Origin of the sequence: Pseudomonas bohemica (assembly GCF_002934685.1) — a bacterium.
Lineage (GTDB): Bacteria > Pseudomonadota > Gammaproteobacteria > Pseudomonadales > Pseudomonadaceae > Aquipseudomonas > Aquipseudomonas bohemica.
This window is the reverse complement of record NZ_NKHL01000109.1, coordinates 101,807-122,162: the sequence shown is the minus strand read 5'-3', so window position 1 is coordinate 122,162 and position 20,356 is coordinate 101,807. Positions and strand designations below refer to the sequence as shown.

General features: G+C 59.6%; 24 protein-coding genes. 8 read left to right on the top strand and 16 right to left on the bottom strand.

Annotated elements, in window-relative coordinates; translation table 11 throughout:
• Positions 1-4: 4 nt before the first annotated feature.
• The 5 genes from CE491_RS15335 to CE491_RS15315 all read right to left on the bottom strand — a co-directional run bounded on the left by CE491_RS15335 (position 5) and on the right by CE491_RS15315 (position 5,194).
• Positions 5-1,027, bottom strand: coding sequence for a LacI family DNA-binding transcriptional regulator (locus tag CE491_RS15335; protein WP_110949170.1), 1,023 nt, complete (start codon positions 1,025-1,027; stop codon positions 5-7).
• A 1-nt stretch (position 1,028) separates the two neighbouring features.
• Positions 1,029-2,024 (bottom strand): ABC transporter permease, encoded by a 996-nt coding sequence (locus CE491_RS15330; RefSeq protein WP_110949169.1) that lies wholly within the window; start codon positions 2,022-2,024, stop codon positions 1,029-1,031.
• Positions 2,024-3,574, bottom strand: coding sequence for a sugar ABC transporter ATP-binding protein (locus tag CE491_RS15325; RefSeq protein ID WP_110949168.1), 1,551 nt, complete (start codon positions 3,572-3,574; stop codon positions 2,024-2,026). Before CE491_RS15325 ends, CE491_RS15330 begins: the two co-directional genes overlap by 1 nt.
• A gap of 66 nt (positions 3,575-3,640) precedes the next feature.
• Positions 3,641-4,600, bottom strand: a complete 960-nt coding sequence (locus tag CE491_RS15320) for a sugar ABC transporter substrate-binding protein (RefSeq protein WP_110949167.1) — start codon at positions 4,598-4,600, stop codon at positions 3,641-3,643.
• Positions 4,601-4,969: 369 nt separating this feature from the next.
• Complete coding sequence (locus tag CE491_RS15315; RefSeq protein ID WP_110949166.1) at positions 4,970-5,194, bottom strand: YgdI/YgdR family lipoprotein; 225 nt, start codon at positions 5,192-5,194, stop codon at positions 4,970-4,972.
• 174 nt (positions 5,195-5,368) lie between these two features.
• Here CE491_RS15315 and CE491_RS15310 point away from each other — a divergent pair, with 174 nt between their 5' ends.
• Both CE491_RS15310 and CE491_RS15305 read left to right on the top strand, forming a co-directional pair.
• Positions 5,369-5,644 carry a DUF1654 domain-containing protein gene (locus CE491_RS15310; RefSeq protein ID WP_110949165.1) on the top strand — a complete coding sequence of 92 codons (276 nt, stop codon included), beginning with the start codon at positions 5,369-5,371 and terminating at the stop codon, positions 5,642-5,644.
• Positions 5,645-5,756: 112 nt separating this feature from the next.
• On the top strand, positions 5,757-6,821 hold the full coding sequence (locus tag CE491_RS15305; RefSeq protein WP_110949164.1) for an endonuclease/exonuclease/phosphatase family protein: 1,065 nt from the start codon (positions 5,757-5,759) through the stop codon (positions 6,819-6,821).
• 59 nt (positions 6,822-6,880) lie between these two features.
• Here the strand turns inward: CE491_RS15305 and CE491_RS15300 are convergent, their stop codons facing one another.
• On the bottom strand, positions 6,881-7,213 hold the full coding sequence (locus tag CE491_RS15300) for a hypothetical protein (protein ID WP_110949163.1): 333 nt from the start codon (positions 7,211-7,213) through the stop codon (positions 6,881-6,883).
• Positions 7,214-7,693: 480 nt separating this feature from the next.
• Between CE491_RS15300 and CE491_RS15295 the strand changes: the two genes are divergently transcribed.
• On the top strand, positions 7,694-7,918 hold the full coding sequence (locus CE491_RS15295; protein ID WP_110949162.1) for a DUF6555 family protein: 225 nt from the start codon (positions 7,694-7,696) through the stop codon (positions 7,916-7,918).
• 82 nt (positions 7,919-8,000) lie between these two features.
• A complete protein-coding gene (locus tag CE491_RS15290; RefSeq protein ID WP_110949161.1) occupies positions 8,001-8,249 on the top strand; it encodes a hypothetical protein in 249 nt (82 codons plus the stop codon).
• Between the two features lie 214 nt (positions 8,250-8,463).
• On the opposite strand, the gene map is transcribed toward CE491_RS15290, so the two are convergent.
• From map to CE491_RS15275, 3 genes are all read right to left on the bottom strand, one after another.
• Entirely contained in the window at positions 8,464-9,249 is a 786-nt protein-coding gene (gene map / locus CE491_RS15285) for a type I methionyl aminopeptidase (RefSeq protein ID WP_110949160.1), read from the bottom strand.
• On the bottom strand, positions 9,246-9,500 hold the full coding sequence (locus CE491_RS15280) for a ParD-like family protein (RefSeq protein WP_110949159.1): 255 nt from the start codon (positions 9,498-9,500) through the stop codon (positions 9,246-9,248). Before CE491_RS15280 ends, map begins: the two co-directional genes overlap by 4 nt.
• 85 nt (positions 9,501-9,585) lie before the next feature.
• Positions 9,586-9,936: a helix-turn-helix domain-containing protein gene (locus tag CE491_RS15275; RefSeq protein ID WP_110949158.1), complete on the bottom strand. Its 351-nt coding sequence runs from the start codon at positions 9,934-9,936 to the stop codon at positions 9,586-9,588.
• A 134-nt stretch (positions 9,937-10,070) separates the two neighbouring features.
• On the opposite strand from CE491_RS15275, the gene CE491_RS15270 reads away from it, so the two are divergent.
• The gene (locus CE491_RS15270; RefSeq protein WP_110949157.1) at positions 10,071-10,286 is read left to right on the top strand and encodes a hypothetical protein; all 216 of its coding nucleotides are present in this window, start codon (positions 10,071-10,073) and stop codon (positions 10,284-10,286) included.
• Positions 10,287-10,333: 47 nt separating this feature from the next.
• On the opposite strand, the gene CE491_RS15265 is transcribed toward CE491_RS15270, so the two are convergent.
• Both CE491_RS15265 and CE491_RS15260 read right to left on the bottom strand, forming a co-directional pair.
• Positions 10,334-10,546, bottom strand: coding sequence for a hypothetical protein (locus CE491_RS15265; protein ID WP_110949156.1), 213 nt, complete (start codon positions 10,544-10,546; stop codon positions 10,334-10,336).
• Positions 10,547-10,667: 121 nt separating this feature from the next.
• Positions 10,668-11,699, bottom strand: a complete 1,032-nt coding sequence (locus tag CE491_RS15260; RefSeq protein WP_110949155.1) for an Ldh family oxidoreductase — start codon at positions 11,697-11,699, stop codon at positions 10,668-10,670.
• Between the two features lie 141 nt (positions 11,700-11,840).
• On the opposite strand from CE491_RS15260, the gene CE491_RS15255 reads away from it, so the two are divergent.
• The gene (locus CE491_RS15255; protein ID WP_110949154.1) at positions 11,841-13,079 is read left to right on the top strand and encodes an NAD(P)/FAD-dependent oxidoreductase; all 1,239 of its coding nucleotides are present in this window, start codon (positions 11,841-11,843) and stop codon (positions 13,077-13,079) included.
• Positions 13,080-13,118: 39 nt separating this feature from the next.
• Here CE491_RS15255 and CE491_RS15250 read toward each other — a convergent pair whose 3' ends face one another.
• The 3 genes from CE491_RS15250 to CE491_RS15240 all read right to left on the bottom strand — a co-directional run bounded on the left by CE491_RS15250 (position 13,119) and on the right by CE491_RS15240 (position 14,337).
• The gene (locus CE491_RS15250; protein ID WP_110949153.1) at positions 13,119-13,544 is read right to left on the bottom strand and encodes a GNAT family N-acetyltransferase; all 426 of its coding nucleotides are present in this window, start codon (positions 13,542-13,544) and stop codon (positions 13,119-13,121) included.
• 138 nt (positions 13,545-13,682) lie between these two features.
• Positions 13,683-13,949: a PepSY domain-containing protein gene (locus CE491_RS15245; protein ID WP_110949152.1), complete on the bottom strand. Its 267-nt coding sequence runs from the start codon at positions 13,947-13,949 to the stop codon at positions 13,683-13,685.
• 199 nt (positions 13,950-14,148) lie between these two features.
• Complete coding sequence (locus CE491_RS15240; protein ID WP_110949151.1) at positions 14,149-14,337, bottom strand: hypothetical protein; 189 nt, start codon at positions 14,335-14,337, stop codon at positions 14,149-14,151.
• Between the two features lie 209 nt (positions 14,338-14,546).
• Here CE491_RS15240 and CE491_RS15235 point away from each other — a divergent pair, with 209 nt between their 5' ends.
• Positions 14,547-16,367: a monovalent cation:proton antiporter-2 (CPA2) family protein gene (locus CE491_RS15235; RefSeq protein ID WP_110949150.1), complete on the top strand. Its 1,821-nt coding sequence runs from the start codon at positions 14,547-14,549 to the stop codon at positions 16,365-16,367.
• Here the strand turns inward: CE491_RS15235 and CE491_RS15230 are convergent, their stop codons facing one another.
• Positions 16,368-17,243: a LysR family transcriptional regulator gene (locus tag CE491_RS15230; protein WP_110949149.1), complete on the bottom strand. Its 876-nt coding sequence runs from the start codon at positions 17,241-17,243 to the stop codon at positions 16,368-16,370. It lies immediately after the preceding gene.
• Positions 17,244-17,484: 241 nt separating this feature from the next.
• Between CE491_RS15230 and CE491_RS15225 the strand changes: the two genes are divergently transcribed.
• Positions 17,485-19,014: an MFS transporter gene (locus tag CE491_RS15225; protein WP_110949148.1), complete on the top strand. Its 1,530-nt coding sequence runs from the start codon at positions 17,485-17,487 to the stop codon at positions 19,012-19,014.
• A 19-nt stretch (positions 19,015-19,033) separates the two neighbouring features.
• On the opposite strand, the gene CE491_RS15220 is transcribed toward CE491_RS15225, so the two are convergent.
• Entirely contained in the window at positions 19,034-20,170 is a 1,137-nt protein-coding gene (locus tag CE491_RS15220) for a glycerate kinase (RefSeq protein ID WP_110949213.1), read from the bottom strand.
• Positions 20,171-20,356 lie beyond the last annotated feature (186 nt).

The following is a 20,356-nucleotide window of genomic DNA, read 5'->3' as shown; positions in this document are numbered from 1 at the left end:
CGGTTCAGCGAAACTCGTTGAACGCATTGGTTGGCGGCGCCGTGGATTCACGCAACACGATACTCGGCGCGACGATCAACTGCTGCACCGGGCTGTCGCCACGGGTCGAAATCCGCCGCAGTAACACTTCTGCCGCACGCTCTCCCAATTGCAGAATCGATTGCCCGACCGTGGTCAGCGCCGGATACACATACTGGCTCATTTGGATATCGTCAAAGCCGATCACCGAAAGATCGGTCGGCACACGCACGTTACGCTCCGCAGCGGCTCGCAACACACCGATGCCGACCATGTCGTTGGCAGCGAAAATCGCGGTCGGGCGGTCACCGTCCAGCAGCTTGCCCGCCGCCTGATGACCGCTGGGACCTGTGAAATCGCTTTCTAATATCCAGGTGTCAGGGACGTTGATGGCCGCTTGCTGCATCGCTCGGCGATAACCGGCCAGGCGCATGCGCGCAACGCTGGTCTGGGCCGGTCCGCAGATACAGGCGATATGGCGATGGCCCAGTTCCAGCAAATGTGACGTAGCCAGATAAGCGCCCAGCTCGTGGTCGATACGCACCAGATCGGCGCTGATGTTTTCCAGATCGCGGTCTACGATCACCATCGGCGTGCGCACGGCCGACAAACTGTCCACCAGACTGTCGCCTCCGCCCACTGACGACACGATCAGACCATCCACGCGTTTTTCCAGCAAAACCCGCAGGTAATTGCGTTGCTTTTCAAGATTGTCGTCGGAGTTGCAGAGGATCACGCAGAAACCGTTGCGCTCGCAGTAGTCCTCGATGCCCCTGGCCAGCTCGGCGAAATAAGGGTTGATGCCGTTAGGAATCAACAGGCCGATGGTCGCGGTCGACTTGGCCTTCAGCGAGCGCGCCACTGCGCTGGGCACGTAATCGAGCTGCGCAATCGCGGCCTCGACTTTTTTGCGCACTTCGTCACTCACAGGCCGAGTTCTATTCAGAACGTGGGACACGGTGGTGTAGGAAATACCTGCTATCGCAGCCACGTCTTTTATGGTCGCCATCTTAGCCGCGCCGCCGTGCGCGATTGCTGCGATAGGTGTCGAGCACCACCGCCACGACGATCACCGCGCCAGTGATGATGCGTTTGGTCGGTTCCGTAGCGCCAATCTGCGCAAGGCCGGCGGCCAGAACGGAAATGATCAGGACACCGAAAAAGGTACTGATCACCGAACCACGGCCGCCCATCAGGCTGGTGCCGCCGATCACGACGGCTGCGATGACCTGCAGTTCAAGGCCCGAGCCTGCGTTAGGGTCTGCCGCTTCGAGGCGCGAAATCTGGAACAGCGCAGCAACGCCTGCCAGCAACCCCATCAGAGAAAACACCAGGATCTTGTAGGGCTTCGGATTGACCCCGGCCAGACGCACGGCCTCTTCATTAGTGCCGATGCCGATCAGGTAACGGCCAAACACGGTACGGGTGAGCACTGCTTGTGCGGCGAAGATCACGATCAGCGCAATGACGAACGAAGGCGAGATGCCAAAGGCAAACGGGTTGGACAGCCAGGCGTAGGAATCGCCGATGTATGCCGTCCGCGAATCGGTCAGTTGATAGGCCACGCCGCGCGCCATCTCCAGCACACCCAGCGAAACGATGAATGAAGGAATGCGCCAGGCCACCGTGATCGAACCGGTCAATGTGCCTGCAGCGGTGGCACAGGCCATGCCCAGCAACGCCGAGGGCAGCACGCCCCAGCCCCAACCGAGCATGGCGACACTGACCGCAGAAGCCGCCAGCGCCAGTACCGAACCCACCGACAGATCGATGCCGCCGATGATCAGAATGAAGGTCATGCCCACCGCCAGCACCATCAGGTCCGGGATCTGGTTGGCCAGGGTGCTGAAGGTTTCATAGGACAGGAAGTGATCGCTGAGCAGCGAAAACAGCACGATCATCGCCAGTAAGGCGCCTGCCAGGCCCAGGTAGGTCCCGAGGCCGAAGTAATTGCCGCTGCGCTTGCCAGGGGACGGCAGCGCGACAGGAGTAGTCGAGGTTTTCATCAGTCGTTCCTGGGCGCCGCTTCGGAGAGCAGCGCATCACGTTTTTGATAGCCCGCGAAGGCGGCGGCAAGCAATTCGTCCTGCGTCCAGCTGTCACGTTCGAAGGTGTCGATCAGGCGCCCGGCAGAGAGCACGCCAATGCGATCACAGATCAGCATCAGTTCGCGCAGATCACTGGACACCACCACCAGCGCCCGGCCCTGGCGGGTCAATTCGCCCAGTAGCGCATAGATATCGAATTTGGCGCCGACGTCGATGCCACGGGTTGGTTCGTCGAACAGCATCACCTGACAGCCGCGCTCCAGCCAGCGCCCGATGACGACCTTCTGCTGGTTGCCGCCAGACAGCTCAGACACCAATTGCGTCGGGCTGGAACTGCGAATCCGCATGGCATCCACCTGACGCCTGGCCAGCGACATTTCGGCAGTGCCATTGACCACGCCAGCATTGGAGATCGCTTCCATATTGCCGAGAGCAATGTTGGCGCTGATCGACTGCGACAGCAGGAGGCCCTCGCCCTTGCGATCTTCGGTGATCAGGGCGATACCGTGACCGACTGCATCCACCGGCGAGCCGATGCGAACCCTCTGTAACGGCTGGCCGACCGAAATCGTACCGTGGTCGGCAGCGTCGGCACCGTAGATCAGGCGCAGCAATTCAGTGCGACCGGCGCCGATCAGACCGGAAATGCCGAAGATCTCGCCGGCACGTACGTCAAAGGACACCTCACGGACCTTGTCGGAGCGACTCAACCCTTTCACCGACAACGCGACGTCACCAATCCGGCGCTCGCCAAGATCAATGTGCTCCCCCAGCTCGCGACCCACCATCAGGGTCACCAGTTGCTCGCTGTTGTAATTGGCCATCGCATCGACACACACCAGCTTGCCATCACGCAGCACGGCAATGCGTTGCGCGACGCGGGCCAGTTCTTCCAGACGATGGGAGATATAAATGATGGATACGCCACGATCCTGCAGACGGGTAATCTGCTCGAACAGCATCTCCACTTCACGAGCCGTCAGCATGGCCGTCGGCTCATCGAGAATCAGCACGTGGCAATCGCCGATCAGGTTGCGGGCGATCTCGACCATTTGCTGGTGGCCTATACCCAGCTCACCGACAAGGGTGTCGGGGTCAATGGCTTCCAGCCCTACCTGAGCCATGGCCTTGATGGAATCTTCGCGCAGCTTCTTGCGAGTGATGAAACCGGCCCGGCTGGGCAAGTTGTCGAGGAACAGGTTTTCGGCGACCGACAGGGTCGGCAGCAGATTGAGTTCTTGCATGACCATGCGCACGCCAAGCTTTTCAGCCTGGGTTCGACTCGCTGGAGTGTAAGACTGCCCTTGAAACTGCATCTGGCCGGTGGTGGGTGTCACCAGTCCGCCGATGATTTTTGACAGGGTACTTTTACCTGCGCCGTTCTCTCCGGTCAGCGCCAACACTTCACCGCGCATCAGCGTCAGATCAATGTCACCGAGAACAGGTTGGGCGTAGGTTTTGCCGATACCACTGACAGATAGAACAGCGGCCTGAGCAGACGCTGACATAACGCTCTCCACACGCCAGCCCGGAATGCGGGCCGGCGGTATTTACGGGTGTTTGAAGGGTCAGGCTTATTGCGGCTTGGTGATCAGCTCGACCGGGGTCTCGATCACGCCATCCTTGATGTCGAGCTTCTCGCCTTTGATCATCTTCAGCGCGGTATCGATGCCGAACACGGCCTGACGGGCAGCGAACTGGTCAGCGGTCGCCAGGACGCGACCATCCTTGAGCATCGGCTTGATGGCGTTGATGTTGTCATAACCCACGACTTGCACCTTGCCCGCCTTGCCTGCGGCGCGTACGGCCGAGACCGCGCCCAGTGCCATGCTGTCGTTACCGGCCAGCAGCGCTTTCAGGTTCGGGTACTCGTTGAGCATGGCCGACGCAACAGCGTTGCCCTTGTCGATTTCCCAGTTACCCGATTGGGTGGAGACAATCTTCATCTGTGCAGCGTCCATCGCATCCTTGAAGCCGGCCGTGCGTTGCTGTGCGTTGGTGGTGGTTGGCACTCCTTCGATAATCCCGACCTGATCACCGGCAGTCAGTTGCTTGGCCAGATAATCACCCACCAGCTTGGCGCCCTTGCGATTGTTCGGACCTACGAAAGGCACTTCCATGCCCTTGCTCTTGAGCACGTCGGCATCAAGCTGGTTGTCGATGTTCACGACCTTGATACCGGCATCCATGGCCTTCTTGATCACCGAGGCCAACGCTTTCGAGTCGGCAGGTGCGATGACCAGCGCATCGACCTTTTTCACGATCATCTGGTTGACGATATCGATCTGCGCGGCAGTATCGGACTCGTTCTTGATACCGTTGGAGATCAAATCGAAGTCAGTGGAATGTTCTTTCTGGTATTGCTTGGCGCCGTCTTCCATGGTCAGGAAGAATTCGTTGGCCAGGGACTTCATCACCAAAGCGACGGTAGGTTTTTTCGCGTCGTCAGCGTAGGCAGAAGAAAGAGGCAGCGTTACCGCACTGGCGGTGAGCATGGCAACAGCAAGAAAGCGTGCAGCGAATGGCAGCTTCATGTAATCACTCCGACATTATGATTATTTTATCGGCACCGTTTGCGACCTTAGGCGATTAACCAGGCGAATCGCAAACGTTTGCGTGAGCGAAACTATGAGAATCGCAGAGACTTTTGTCAACAACCCTGAATGCGTAACTGACTGCTTCAGAATTGCCCTACAGCCAATTGACTGATCGGAACTGCCGATCTTCTCCAGGCCTGAGCGCCGAGATGTGCGCCAGCAGGCACTTAAATCTGTCTTCAATGCAATGTCACCGCCGGGCTGCGCTAAGATGCCAGCTGTATGACATCACGCGTAGTCAGGCGGTGAAGCTAAAACGACAGGCTGTAGAGTAAGAATGATGAACCCGGTCGTAGAGGTCCCTCTTCAATCCTCCTTCTTAACCGTCGCAACTTCGTCAGCGCGCACCCTTATGGTTTTACCCGAAATGTCCTCGAACTCATAAAATCCATCCTTGCTTTTGGTTTTTGGCGCATCCTTGGTGAGGTATTGCGTACCGTTTTGCAGGGTAACCACCGTCGCTGTCGAGCATCCGGCCAGCATTACGCAACACGCCAAAGTGACGCCGAGCCCCAACCCTCTGATATTCATGGCTATTCCTCTATTTTTTCGATCGTCGCGAACTGATTCGCCAACAGTTGAATCAGATCGACGTAATTCATTTTGGTTCGTTGCGCCAAGACGAGTCGGAACAGTCAACGACTTGAGCCCCGCCGTAGATCCGCCCTTCCCAGTATTGCGAAACATCCCACACTCAAATACTGTATGCACATACAGCAAAAACAAGGGATCACTTTCGTGCCTACCAACGCCGCTACAGCCCCCGCTTCGTATGAACACCTGGCCACGCGCATTCAAAAAGTCATTAACTCTCCGACCGCGCAAAAATCCCGCTCTGCGCTGATTTTCCGCCTCGTGGATGAGCTGGAGGATGACTGGAGTCAGTTGCTCGAGGAAATCGCCGAGAACGACAACGTGACCCTGGCGTGGCGCGACGATGGCGGGGTACAGATTTTCTGGACTGTCCCCAAAGAAGACTGATTATCCCTCACCTGGTTTCTGCGCCCGGCTGTCACCGGGCCATGAAACCTGCCACACCGGCGAGACACATTGCAATCTCGCTTCGCTTCAATCAGCCCGTAGTTGGAATTCAATGCTTAGATTTTTCGTTTCATGCCTGTTGGCTCTGTCTTTCCTGCAACACGCATCCGCTGACGTCAATATCGGTACCTGGAATCTGGAGCACCTGAGCGTGCGACCGAACAAGGATTTTCAGGGCATTGCCAAAGTCGCGCAGAAGGTCGACTTTCTCGCCGTGCAAGAACTCATGAACGAAGACGCCCTGCAAGCGCTGGCCAAGGAGCTGACTCGGCAGACCGGCAAACACTGGAGCGCAATGGCGTCCCATGCTGTAGGTCGGTCGTCCTACAAGGAAATGTACGGTTTCGTTTGGCGTGATGATGTCGTGGCCTACGAAGACGGCGCCGTCACTTATCTGGATCGCGGCGACACTTTCGAACGCGAACCGTACTCTGCCCGCTTCAAGTCACTCAGGAATGGCAGCACTTTTGTCGTTGCCACGGTGCACATCCTGTACGGCAAAAGTCACGCGGACCGCGCTTCGGAAATCACAGCGCTGTCCAGTTACTGGACGTGGCTGAAAGACACATACCCGGGCAATAATCAGATCATGCTGATGGGCGACTTCAATACACCGCCGAATTCGCCGGCCTGGGGCAATCTGGACGCCAGCGCCAAGCCGTTAGTGCTCAACGGAGCCAGCACGCTGTCGAGCACCGATGGCAAGTTTGCCAACCTCTACGACAACATCTTCGTCAGCAAGAACTCGACGATAAAGGTCAATAACGTCCAGGTATTCAACTATCCAAAATACCTGGGCGTAACCCACGCGCAAGGTCGTGACAGCGTGTCGGACCATGCGCCGATCTTTCTCAGTGCCAGCTTTGGTGCTGGCGGTTCTGTTGCGACGACGGTTCCCGCAAAAACTATCCAGCCCAATCCGATGAAGCCAGCGACGGCGCCTTCGGCGAAGGCAGATAACCTGACCGTAGCGATTCGTGGCAATAAAAAAACCATGGTCTACCATCGCCCGGGCTGCCCGTCGTACAACGCAGTTGCGGAAAAGAATCGAGTCGAATTCGATACCGCTGCGGCGGCCGAAGCACAGCACTATCACTTGGCAGGAAACTGCCGCTGAGGTATGCGAAAATATCCTCGGAATGCGCCTGAACGCCAGGCGTATTCCCGGAGGCCCTTCTACTTATTACGCGCCAGGTCGTGTTGGATGCAGCCGTCGTAATAAGTCTGCTTTATCGCGGCCGGCTTCAGACGCGACGGGCTCTTGTAGGTCTGATCAGTGATCCCGATGGCCATCTTGCGCATCCACGGCTGAGAAAATTTTCGTGCCTGCAGTTTTTGGCGTGCGCTGTACAACGTCGTCCCCGAAAGCTTGGATTGCTGGGCATTAGCTGCCATTGCTGCTCCCCACTTGCAGACTTGCAGATCGTTTTTGCTGATGTTTCGGGCCTGCGCAGGGATTGCCGTCACCATCAAAACAACCGCCGCCACGCCCAAACCCATATTTCGCATACGCCTGTCCCGGAATTATTTGAAAGAAAAGGATTTTTTCAGAAATTATTACCTTTGCGGGCCATCAAATTGCCTTTTTTCTGCCTGACGCGCTTGAGTCGCAGAGGGGGCATCCAAGGGATTTAAGATATTGCGTCATCCTTCCAAAAGACGGGCAGTCAAGCCCAGTACACCGCTTCGCAGGAGGAGAACCCTCTAAACAGATGTGGCACATGGCCGCTTATCGGCAGAGGCTTCAAAAGGCCATAAAACAGTGCAATTCTCTGGCTGTCGGTAGCCCATAGCGATCACCGCCGGCTACCCATCATCTCAGGCAGAGAACCCGCATTACGATCCAGGGCCAGCAAGGACTGACCAGCCTGTATCGATCTCGAAATGAAGTGACAGCACCGCCGATGCATCGGGCGGTCACTCTGTCAGGTACATAAGGAAGTACTCAAATTTCAGACCGGCGTGCATCACGCCAGCAGGCCAATGACGATGAATGATTCCAGGGATTTTGAAATTCATTACCGTTTCCGAGGCGAACCCCGGCACTTTTGCCACCATGCAAATCATCTGTGTGAAAGCGAGGCGCTGCATTTTGCGACATTGCACGCTGGCGTGGGGAATCTGGATGGGAGTGTCGCGGCAGGTCCTGTGCGTCTGGCCATGCTTTATGCCGAGGGGCTGGGCGTGACTCAGGTTCAGTGGAAACGCACCTGAGGCGATAAATCTCCAAACAAACCGAAGATCGAGTGGTCGGTATTTACAAGCAGCGCTCATGAACCAGCAAAGCGGAGTAAATATGACTATCGATAACGCGCTTAAAAACGAAGTCCTGACACGGCTATTGCACGCTCATCCGGCCGGTCTGGGTAAAGAGGTCCTGGATAATTATCGAGGGGAGCACGCGGTGGCCGATACCCTCGAGCATTTGCAAAAGGCCGGGCTCATTCATGACGGATGCGTGGACAACCCGGCCAAAGGCGAGCGGTCGCTTAAGTATCCTGTGAAGCTGAGTTCAGCAGGCGTCGTGGCGGCCAAGCAGCTCTGATCTGGCAGCGAATTGAGTGCGGGTCAAACGAAAGCGGCGCGCAATGAGTAGCGCGCCGTAAATAATTCCGGTGTTCTCCCCAAGTGCTGCATGCCTGATCATCCATGAGCCGGTCAAGCAGCAGCACTACAGGGGAACGAGAAGAAGCCTACAAGTTAAGTCAGCTTTTCGTCACTTGAACAATTGTGACTTTATTAGTCCAGCCGTGACCTCTTCACAGCTTCGGATAATCACCGGTACCGTCCGGCCACGGTGTCAACAACTCGAACCCATCATCCGTGACTGCCACCATGTGCTCCCACTGCGCCGACAGCGACTGATCCCGCGTCAACACCGTCCACCCGTCATCCAGCACGTGTGTGCCAGGCTTGCCGGCGTTGATCATCGGCTCGATGGTAAACACCATCCCCGCCCTGAGCTTCAACCCCTTCCCCGCCGCCCCGTAATGCAACACCTGTGGCTCTTCGTGATATTTACGGCCAATGCCATGACCACAGTACTCACGCACAACACTGAAACCTTCACGATGAGCCACCGTCTGGATCGCGTTACCGATATCGCCAAGCGTTGCGCCCGGACGTACCACACGAATCCCGGCCAGTGTCGCTTCGTAAGTGGTTTCAACCAGACGCCGCGCCAGAGGACTGACCTCACCGACGTAATACATGCGGCTGGTATCCCCATACCAGCCATCCTTGATGACCGCGACATCGATGTTGACGATATCGCCCTCTTTGAGAATGTCATCCGGAGACGGGATGCCGTGGCAGACCACGGTGTTGGGCGAAATGCAGGTGGTCTTGGTGAAGCCGTGATAACCGACGTTGGCCGGGATGACCTTCAGTTCATTGACGATGTAGTCATTGCAGATGTCATCCAGCGCCTCGGTACTAACGCCTGGCTTGACGTGCTGCGCGATCATCGCCAGAACATCTGCTGCCAGGCGCCCGGCCACGCGCAATCCAACCAGATCGGCTTCGCTCTTGATACTGACGCTCATTTCGACACCGCCTTGACGTGAGGCTCATGACTGGCAGGTTGGTCGGACTGCTCACCCAACAGCGCATCACCGCCGGCTTCGGCGCGAATCAGCAGTTGGCAGATATCAGCGTAATTCAGGCCGGGGTTAAGCTCGGCGAGCATACCGACTCGCATCCAGTGCTCAGCCTGGGCATTGATGGATCGACTCAACGCGGCGCTGGCGGCGCGAATGTTGGCGTGCATCTGTTCGGAAATCTTGACCAATCCCATGACTTACCTCGCTTTGAATATACAAAGCATATACGTTTCATATATTCATTCGCAAGGCATCATGTTTACTGGGAGGGATCGGTTCTCACGCCGGGGCCTGGGCCGCTGCGTCCATCGCACACTCCGACAATGAAGTAGCCAACTGCGAAATTGCCTCTCGATCGTCTTCGCTCAGGGCACGGTAATGGGTAATGATTGCCCGCTCCGCATCATTGAGAGATTCGGCGGCCATCGGCGTTCGCTTGCCAGACAGCACGTAAAGGATGTCCACACCCTTTTTGCCCAACGCTGCGAGATAGTCCGAACGAGGAATGCGCTCTCCGCTTTCATATTTGCCTTGGGCATTGGCTTCAACCCCGCCGATCGCACCGAACTCCTGTTGCGAGAGGCCCAGGCTTTTGCGTTCTTCCTTCAGGCGTGAACCAAGATCTTTCATAAACGCGAGCCTCGAGATTGACTATGTTTAATGCAAGACCCCGTCAGTCGAAGGGAGTTGCGAACCGCCCGACATTTGTTCAAGCTGCGCGCTTTTTCGGCCTAAGGAATCGTAGAACCCGGCCGATAACTCGGATGGACAGCTTGTCATTTTGCATGGCAACCCGATTTTTGCAGTTCGGAGAACCAGACGTGATTACATTTTTGCTGGGCTGGTGTGCCCTGTCGCTGGTAGGAACGCTGATCGCGGTCAGCCTGATCAGGGCGGGCAAGAGGCGCCAGCCCGAAGCTGACAACATCGCGAACAATGAGGTTGTTCCCGTCACGGTGCCAGTGACTTACGACCGCTGAGTCCTTGCCCTTGCGTCACTAACGCCAGCACGATGCGTGCCTGCGGATTAATCAGCAGCAAACTGTCCCTGCTCGACAGCACAAGGTCGTGAGCCCGCCACGAAGGCGACGCCTTCAAGACCGATGCTGAACTGACGAACGCCTGCCGCCAGTGCAAGGAAGTCCTCGCGTTGCATTTCATTGCCCCAGACGCTGCTGAACGATGTCTCGGCAGTTGGTGCGGTGAAAGCCAGGGTGGTTTCGGCTTGATTGGTTTGCATGGTCGATCCCTCTTCACTGAATACTGTTTAAACATACAGTATTTTCAAGAGCCGCCAAACGCAAGGCTTGATTCGACGAGCGGTCGCTGCGCACAACGACCGGCGTCATCGAAATGTATTGCTAAACGCTGGCAAGCCCTTGAAGCCGCAACAGATTTTCCCTCGAGAGCACAATTCCTTCGCGCAAGGACTTTTCCCGCTGCTGATAACGACGATCCCCCGGCATGCGCTGCTGACCGACGCCATGCATCTGCCTGACCAACTCTTCGCTGCGCTGAGCGAAAGCCTGTCCGCTGCCCTTGTCGGGATCGATGACGATGATGGTCTGACCGGTCCACGGCGTCTGCGCCCCGGGTTTGCTGGACATGTCGAACTCGAACGAGAAGTTGCCCCCCGTGATGGCCGCCGAAAGCAACTCGACCATCATCGAGAGTGCCGAGCCTTTATAACCACCGAACGGCAGAAGCGCCCCACCTTCAAGAATCGCCTTTGGATCTTCAGTCGGCTGCCCGGCGCGGTCTACGCCCATGCCGGGGGGTAACATCCGCCCTTCCCTGGCGGCAATCTGCACATCGCCATGGGCAATGGCGCTGGTCGCCATATCGAAGACGATCGGCTGGCCGCCGGTCCGTGGCGCTGCAAAGGCGATCGGGTTGGTCCCGAACAGGGGGTTCTGCGCATCGTGAGGAACAACGCACGTCATGCTGTTGACCACGCTCAGCGCCACCAGCCCTTGCTGAGCGAACGGCTCGACATCTGGCCAAAGCGCTGCGAAATGGTGAGAGTTGCGAATCGCCAGGATCGCAATGCCCGCCGTACGCACTTTGTCGATCAGCAGCGCTTTGGCCGCCTGCATCGCAGGTTGGGCAAAACCGCCACCGGCGTCCACTCGCACGAAGCCTGCCCCCACATCCTCGACCTTCGGCACTGCCTGACCATCCACCCAGCCCGCAGCCAGCGACGACAGGTAACCGTTGATGCGAAAGATGCCGTGACTGTGCGAGCCGTCGCGCTCGGCGCTGGCGCAGTTTTGCGCCAGCACTGCCGCAACCTCTGCCGACGTGCCGTGGCGCAGGAATATCTGGCGCAGCAGTTCGGTCAGATCGCTGAATGAAATCGCTTGGGTATCGACAGGGTCACGGGGTGAAGACATCTGAAGCTCCGATGTGATTATTGGAAGTGGAAGCCGAACAGAACCTGAGCAAAACCTGAGGGTACTGTGCGCCGGCAAACGGGTAAACTGCGCGTCTGCTTCTCGCTTAGCCTTCGCTTACAGCCGATTAAGGATCGACCCATGGAATGCCAGACCCTCGTCCTCGGCGCCGGAATCGTCGGCGTTTGTTCCGCACTGCACTTGCAAGCCGCAGGCCATAGCGTCGTCCTGCTCGATCGCGACGAACCCGGCCGTGGCACAAGCCATGGCAACGCCGGGCTGATCGAGCGCTCCAGCATCATCCCCTACGCCTTCCCTCGCGAGTGGCGACGGTTATTGCGCTACAGCCTCAATCGACAGTCGTCGATGCGTTTCAGCCCGACGTTTCTCCCCCAACTGGCGCCATGGCTCCTGGAATACTGGCGTCAGTCCTCGCCGCAGAACCTGGCCCGCGCCAGCCGTGCCATGCAGCCTTTGATCGAACGTTGCGTCACCGAGCATGACCTGCTGGCCGAGGCCTCGGGCATGACCGGGTTGATCCGCGCCAAAGGCTGGATCGAGTTTTATCGTGATCAGCAGGAATTCGATCTGGCCGTCGCCGATGCCAGAACCTATGACCAATGCGGCTTGCATTACCAGATTCTGGATGCAGACCAACTGCGCGAACGTGAGCCCGATCTCAGTGGTGTGATCGGCGGCATCCATTGGCTCGATCCGAAAAGTGTGACCGATCCCGGTGCACTGGTGCGCGGCTATGCGGCCTTGTTCGTGCAACGGGGCGGCCTGCTGCTCAAGGGCGACGCCTGCACCTTACGTCAACAGAGCGGACACTGGGAGGTGCAGAGCAAGGAGGAATCTGTCCGTTCGGAGCAGGTGGTGATCGCCATGGGGCCTCAGTCCGGTGATGTCTTCGCGAAGCTGGGCTACCGCATTCCGCTGGCGATCAAGCGCGGCTACCACATGCATTACGCCTCGCAGTCGGGCGCGCAGCTGCAGCATTCGGTGATCGACGCACAAGCGGGGTTCGTCCTGGCGCCCATGGCACGGGGCATCCGCCTGACCACCGGCGTCGAGTTCGCCGCCAGTGACGCGCCACCCAACGAAATCCAGCTACGCCGCTGTGAAACCATCGCTCGCAAGCTATATCCGCTGGGTGAACGCCTGGACGTAGAGCCGTGGCTGGGGCGCAGGCCATGTCTGCCGGACATGCGCCCGGTCATTGGCCCGGCTGGCAATCACGAGGGGCTGTGGTTCAACTTTGGCCATGCCCACCATGGCCTGACGCTGGGGCCTGTGACGGGGCGTTTGTTGGCGGAAATGATGACCCGCGCGCCAACCTTTACCGACCCGGCGCCCTACAGCCCGGCACGCTTCGGCTAATTCATCGCCGCCTCGGCAAAAACGAGGCCGCCGATGCAGTCAGTCCAGACGTTTCTGGAAGAAGAGGCGCTTATGACCTGACGGATAGTCTTCCAGATGGCCGAACGCCTGATAACCGTGCTTGCGATAGAAGTCCGGGGCCTGGAAATCAAAGGTGTCGAGCCAAATCCCGACGCAGCTTCTTTCCCGGGCGAAATCCTCGGCCATCTCCATCAACTGGCCGCCCATTCGCTGCCCGCGAGCCTGCTCCGGCACCACCAGCAGTTCGATGAACAGCCAGCGATAGAGGATGCGCCCGTGCAGCCCGCCAAGCACAGCATCGGTGGCTTCATCGCGGACGAAGAACGCGAACTTTTCAGACAGACCGTCGCCCGCCTTGGCTGCGTTATAAGCCCGCAACGGCGCGAGGATCTGCAGACGTTCGTCTTCGCTGGGGTTGTGCTTGAATTCGATCCGCACGCTCATGTGTCGCTTCCCGCTGACATAAAAAAGGAAGGCAAGGTTGTCGGATTCGTCGAGATGAGTAAAGCGAGGATAAAGAAATGGGAGCCGCCAAGTGGCGCTCCCATGGAGGGGCAACTACGAGTGCTGCGCCCTTTCGGATCAGTCTTTCTGATCGCGAAGGATGTTGCCGGAGGTGCCGTCGATGCGGAATTCGTAGGTCAGGCTGTCAGCCTTGCGGCCCTCGCCTTCCCAGTAACCGTTGTCATCGGCCTCGATCTTGTAAATCTGGGTGTAACCGGCCGACTTCGCTTTTTCGATCGCCTTCTCGATGGTGATCCAGCCTGCCCCGGGCTTGTCCGCCAGAGCGAACGGGGCGGCAGCCAGAGCGGCGGTGGCGAGAACGGCAGCGGTAAGTGTCTTGATCATTTTCAAACTCCATTTCCCTATGCGGGCTTTATGACTTGCGATTTTTTGGAGTTCACGAGGGAAAAAATAGTTCAGCCGAAGTTTTGTAACGACGTCCCGCCGATAGCTTGCCTGCTGTGGCAATGCGGTTTGCCGAGAGTAGCGTCATAAGGATCGCTACCGCCAGCAAGCCGGACTGCTAAGGGTGCATGCCCAACGATCAGCGCTTGACCTTGCGCCGCAGCACGCCGTTCAGCACCACCACTACCACGGCCACGAAGATGGCCACGTACTGGAAAGTCTTCTCGTCGAGTACGCCAATGTTCTGCAAGTGCGACAGGCCGAGCATGATGGCCAGCACGCTCAGGGCGATGATGATCGAATAAATCAGACGCTGTTTGTTGGTCATTGCGGGGTTCCTGAAAACGGGGCAGATCATTTGCGCGGCGCAAACGCGACCGACATCTTACGCCGTCCTGGCCGCCATCGCACCCCGAACGGCCCCGCCGGCCTGCGACGAAGCGCCTCGGTCGCTGAACCCTGTCACTTTGCCGTGGTTTAATACGCGCACTTTACATTTCGTGTACGAAATTTCCCTGTCGCTGAAAGGAGTCCCCAATGCCCCATGAAGGCAGCCTGTTGCAGGCCGCAGTCGTGTTTCTGCTCGCCGCCGTTCTGACCGTTCCCCTGGCCAAGCGCCTGCAACTGGGTGCGGTGATCGGTTATCTGATCGCGGGCGTGATCATTGGCCCTTCCGGCCTGGGCCTGATCGGCAACCCACAGAGCGTGGCGCACATTTCCGAGCTGGGCGTGGTCCTGCTGCTGTTCATCATCGGCCTTGAGCTGTCTCCCAAACGCCTGTGGGTCATGCGCAAATCGGTGTTCGGTGTCGGCCTGGCCCAAGTCCTGCTCACCGGGCTTGTGATTGGCACGGTCGCCCTGCTCGGCTTCGGTCAGCCGCTGAACAGCGCGGTGGTGCTCGGCCTGGGGCTGGCGCTGTCGTCCACGGCGTTCGGTCTGCAAAGCCTGGCCGAGCGCAAAGAGCTCAACGCGCCACACGGTCGTCTGGCATTCGCCATTCTTCTGTTTCAAGACATTGCGGCGATTCCGCTGATCGCGTTGGTTCCAATGCTCGCCGGCGGCACTCATGACGCCTCGTCCAGCGACTCACTGCGCCATGGTCTGCAGGTGCTGGGCGGGATCGCTGTAGTGGTCGTCGGCGGTCGCTATCTGCTGCGCCCGGTGTTTCGTGTCGTCGCCAAGACCAAGCTGCAGGAGGTTTCCACCGCCACCGCGTTGTTGGTCGTGATCGGCACCGCGTGGCTGATGGATCTGGTGGGCGTGTCGATGGCGTTGGGGGCGTTTCTCGCCGGCCTGCTGCTCGCGGACTCGGAATATCGCCACGAACTGGAAGCGCAGATCGAGCCGTTCAAGGGGCTGCTGCTGGGCCTGTTTTTCATCAGCGTCGGCATGGGCGCCAATATCGGCCTGCTGTTCAGCTCGCCGATCACGATATTGGCCCTGACGCTGCTGCTGATCGGCTTGAAGTTGCCGCTGCTGTTCTTCGTCGGGCGCCTGGCTGGCGGTCTTGGCAAACAGAGCGCGTTGCGCCTGGGTCTGGTGCTGGCCGCGGGAGGTGAGTTCGCCTTCGTGGTGTTCAAGATCGGCCGCGATCAGGGCCTGTTCGATGCCAGCCTGTATGACACGCTGGTGCTGACCATCACCCTGTCGATGGCCCTGACCCCGCTGCTGCTGCTGCTGCTGATGTCGCGCTGGCTCAAGTCCAAGCCGGTGACCCGAGAAGTGCCCGCCGAATACAAGGACATCGACTCCGACAACCCGCGCGTGGTCATCGCCGGAATGGGCCGCATGGGGCAGATCGTGGCGCGTATCCTGCGCGCACAAAACATCCCGTTCATCGCCCTGGACACGTCGGTCGAGACCATCGAATTCACCCGCAGCTTTGGCAACGTGCCGGTGTTCTATGGCGACCCGTTGCGTCCGGAGATCCTGCGTGCCGCCAAGGTCGATCAGGCTGAATACTTCGTGATTGCCACCGATGACCCGGACACCAACATCAAGACCGCGGAACTGGTGCGCAAGCTGTACCCGCACCTGAAGATCATCGCTCGCGCACGTAACCGGCAACATGTGCATCGCCTGATGGACCTGGACGCGCAGGCCGTGCGGGAAACGTTCTATTCCAGTCTGGAGATGACCCGACGCACGCTGATCGGCCTGGGCTTGAGCGAAGCGCAGGCGGCGGCGCGGATCGATCGCTTCAAGCGCCACGATGAACAGGTGCTCAATCGCCAGCACCTGATCTACGACGACGCCGCGAAAGTGATGCAAAGCGCACTGGAAGCCCGAACCGAGCTGGCTGAACTGTTCGCGTCCGATCGCACGGACGAGGAAGCCGAAGAGGCTGCCAAGGACTGATCATGTTTCCCGCGATGCTCTCACGTGCTCAAGGAAGCGCGTGACTGCCGGAGCCTTCTCGTAGCGGCGGTGGACCAGCGACAGGTACGAGGTGGGCTGGCAATCGTCGATGCGTCGGTAAAGCACGTTGGGCAGCTTGATATGCTCGACCACTGACTCCGGCACCACTGCAACGCCCTGCCCCAGGCTCACCAGCGCAATGACCGAGACCAGACCGCCGGGCTGCGGCCCGAGGGTTGGGGCAAATCCGCCTCGGGCGGCGACTTCGAGGGTGCCGGAAATCTGCTCGGGCAGGATGAAGGTCTCGTTTTGCAGGTGCACGGCATTGATAGCTTTGAGCTTACACAGCCAGGAGCTGTCCGGCAGCGCCAGGGCAAAGCCTTCGGTCAACAGCTTCACGGCGCTGACCGACTCCGGCAGGTTCATCGGTGAGCGAATGAAGCCTACGTCCAGACGCCCCTCTTCGATCATGCGCGGCAACGCCGGCATCAGGTATTCGGTGATGGTGAAATCGACATCGGGATGGCGCTGGCGGAATTCACCGACCTGACGCTGCAACACGCCGGAAAACACCGCCGACGCCACGTATCCCAACTCGATCTTCCCTGCCTCGCCCCGTCCGGCGCGCTGCACGTTGTACTGTGCGGTTTCAAATTGACGTACTGCCAGTTCCGCTTCGATCTGCAAGGCACGGCCGGCGTCGGTCAGGCGAACTTCCCGCTGTTCCCGCACGAACAACCGCGTGCCCAGCGCGCTTTCGAGATCCTGAATCTGCCGCGTCAGGGTCGGCGGTGCGATGCCCAGTTGCTCGGCGGCGCGGGTGAAGTGCCGGTGCCTGGCGACAGCGAGAAAATAGCGAAAGTGACGAATTTCCATGGTGCGTTACCTGATAGGTAATGAAGTTGCGTTGGGCAGGTAACGAAGCATAAGCCATGCGGCGATATGCTGCGCCTTGTCGAAATGTCTGCAGCAGTCCGGCTCGCGGCGGCAGCGCCCCGGGGAACACCACTACCGGCGCGCCCGGACTGCTATAGAACTGTCGTGACGCCCACCTCACAAAGCCTGGTAGCGATACAACCTTGCGTTAGCCGTTACCTAACACGCCGGAGCCCACGCGATGCCGTCCCCCAGCCCCCGCATGACCTTGCTCACCGCTTCCGGCGCGTGCTCGCTGATCGTGCTCGACACCAACATTGTCGCCGTTACCCTGCCGAGCATTGCCCGGGATCTGGGTGCAGGGTTCGCCGACATCGAATGGGTGGTCAGCGCCTACATGCTGGCGTTCGCCGCGCTGCTGTTGCCCGCGGGCAGCCTGGCGGATCGTTTCGGGCGCAAGAAGATGCTGCTGACGGGGCTGGCGCTGTTCATTCTCGCGTCGCTGGGCTGTGGCGCGGCATCCGACATTATGTTTCTTGATGTCGCCCGGGCCATCAAAGGCGTAGGGGCGGCGCTGCTGCTGACCTCCGCGCTGGCGACCATAGGCCATGTCTTCCACGACGAAGCGGAGCGGGCCAAGGCCTGGGCCTTCTGGGGCGCTTGCATGGGGGTGGCCATGACCGCCGCACCCACCGTTGGCGGCCTGATCGCCGAACTGGTCGGCTGGCGCTGGATTTTTTACCTCAATCTGCCGGTGGGCCTGATGCTGCTGGCGATGGTCACGCGCCACATCAGCGAATCGCGCAATGAACAGTCGGCGCGTCTGGATCCGCTGGGCAGCCTGTTTTTCAGCGCCAGCCTGTCGAGCCTGATATGGGGCCTGATAGAAGCCAACCGCATCGGCTGGGACAACCCGTTGACCTTCGCCAGACTAACGGGCGGTGGGTTGCTGCTGGGGCTGTTCGTGGTCGCCGAGCGGTTGCAGCGTCGGCCGATGGTGGATATGCGCCTGTTCAAACACGCTCGCTTCATCGGTGCGCTGCTGGGGATATTCGCCTATGCCGGTTGCGCTCAGGTGATGATGACGCTGTTGCCGTTCTATCTACAGAACGGTCTGGGCTTCACCGCGATCGGCTCGGGGCTGGGTATGCTGCCGTTCGCCATCACCATGCTGCTGTGTCCGCGTCTCGGGCCGCGGCTGTCGCGCAGGCTGTCGCCAGCCGCGATGATGGCGCTGGGGCTGACGCTGGTGAGCTTGGGTAATCTGCTGTGTGCCTGGGCGACGTCCATGGGCGGCTATCCGACCTTTGCCCTGGCCATGGCGATCACGGGCGCCGGTGCCGGGCTGCTCAACGGCGATACGCAAAAGAACATCATGGCCTGCGTGCCTCGTGAACGCACCGGCATGGCGTCGGGGATGAGCACCACCATGCGCTTCAGCGCGATCATGCTCGCGGTCGGGGTTTACGGCGCGCTGCTCGCCAGTCACACATTGAACGCGCTGGACCTGAACCTGCGAAGCGTCGCCCCGGAGTGGCTCGATCAGGCGCAATACATCGCCTCGCGAGTGGTGGCCGGTGACATGAGCGCTGCCCTGCAATCGCTGGACGCCAGCGCTCGAGTCGTGGTCGAGCCGCTGGCGCAGCAGGCGTTCGTGACAGGATTCGCGTCGGTGCTGTGGGTAGCGGGTCTGGTTGGTCTGTTCGCAGCGCTGCTGGTGGGTACGTTGATGCGCAAGCCGATTCCGGCACTGCAGCTCAAGACAGCCTGAGCGCCGGCCCAAACCCTTCCTATCGCGCCGCCAGTTGCCACACCCGCGCCAGATCCCGTGCCCGATCGTGCAGCAAGGTCGCGGCATTGTCACAGGCCTGCTCCAGGGTCATCGGCCCGCTGGTCAAGGCGAATGCAGCGCTGATGCCATGCGCGTAGAGATCGGCATAGCCGTCACCCAGGGTCCCGGCCAGCACGATGACCGGCACGTGCCGGCGCTGAGCGAGCTTCGCCACGCCAAAGGGCGTCTTGCCGCGCAACGTCTGGGCATCGAACCGCCCTTCCCCGGTGATCACCAGGTCGGCGTGCTCCAGTGCTTCAGCCAGCCCGGTCAGGTCCCCGACGACATCGACGCCAGGACGAAACGATGCATTGAGGTAGGCCTTGGCAGCGAAACCCATGCCACCTGCTGCGCCACTGCCTGGATGTTCACTTTCATCCTTGCCCAGTACCTGGGCAGACTGCTCGGCGAAATGCCCCAATGCTGCATCCAGCGCCAGCACTTGCTCGGCAGACGCGCCCTTTTGCGGGCCGAAGATATGCGAAGCCCCGTTGGGCCCGCACAGCGGATTATTGACATCTGCCGCGACTTCGAACTGCACATCCTTCAAGCGCGGGTCCAGTGATCCCAGTTCGATGCGCGCCAGCTTGCGCAAGGCCAGGCCGCCGGGGGGCAGGGGTTGATCGTCAGCATCGAGAAAACGCGCGCCCAACGCCGTGAGCATCCCGGTGCCGGCATCATTGGTGGCGCTGCCACCGATGGCGAGGATCACTCGTTGCGCGCCGGCATCCAGGGCAGCGGCGATCAACTGGCCGGTGCCGTATGTAGTGGTGACGGTGGCGTCGCGCTGGGCCAGGGTCAGCATCTGCAACCCGCTGGCCATGGCCATTTCGATGATCGCGGTGCGGGTGTCGGCCAGCCAGCCCCATTGCGCCTGGATCGGCTGCCCCAGCGGGCCGCTGACATCGGTGGTCATCCACTGCCCGCCACACGCCGCCAGCACTGCTTCGATGGTACCCTCGCCGCCGTCGGCCATCGGGCATTCGACCAACTGCGCGTCGGGCCAGACCTCGCGCAGGCCGCTGGCGACCGCCTGGGCCACACCTTGCGCGCTGAGGCTGTCCTTGAACGAATCCGGGGCGATGACGATTTTCATGTTGTTCTCCTTGTCGATGGTCGCGATCTTCTCACGACTGCCGGGATTTTCCGCCTGACCTTCGCACAATGCTGCAGACGCCAGCATTGGTCATCCGAACAAAAAATGCCGGAACGTCGACGATCGGCCGGTTGTTTTCTATACCGTCTTAAGCGTCACCGATGACCAGCCACAGGCTCTGGCGAA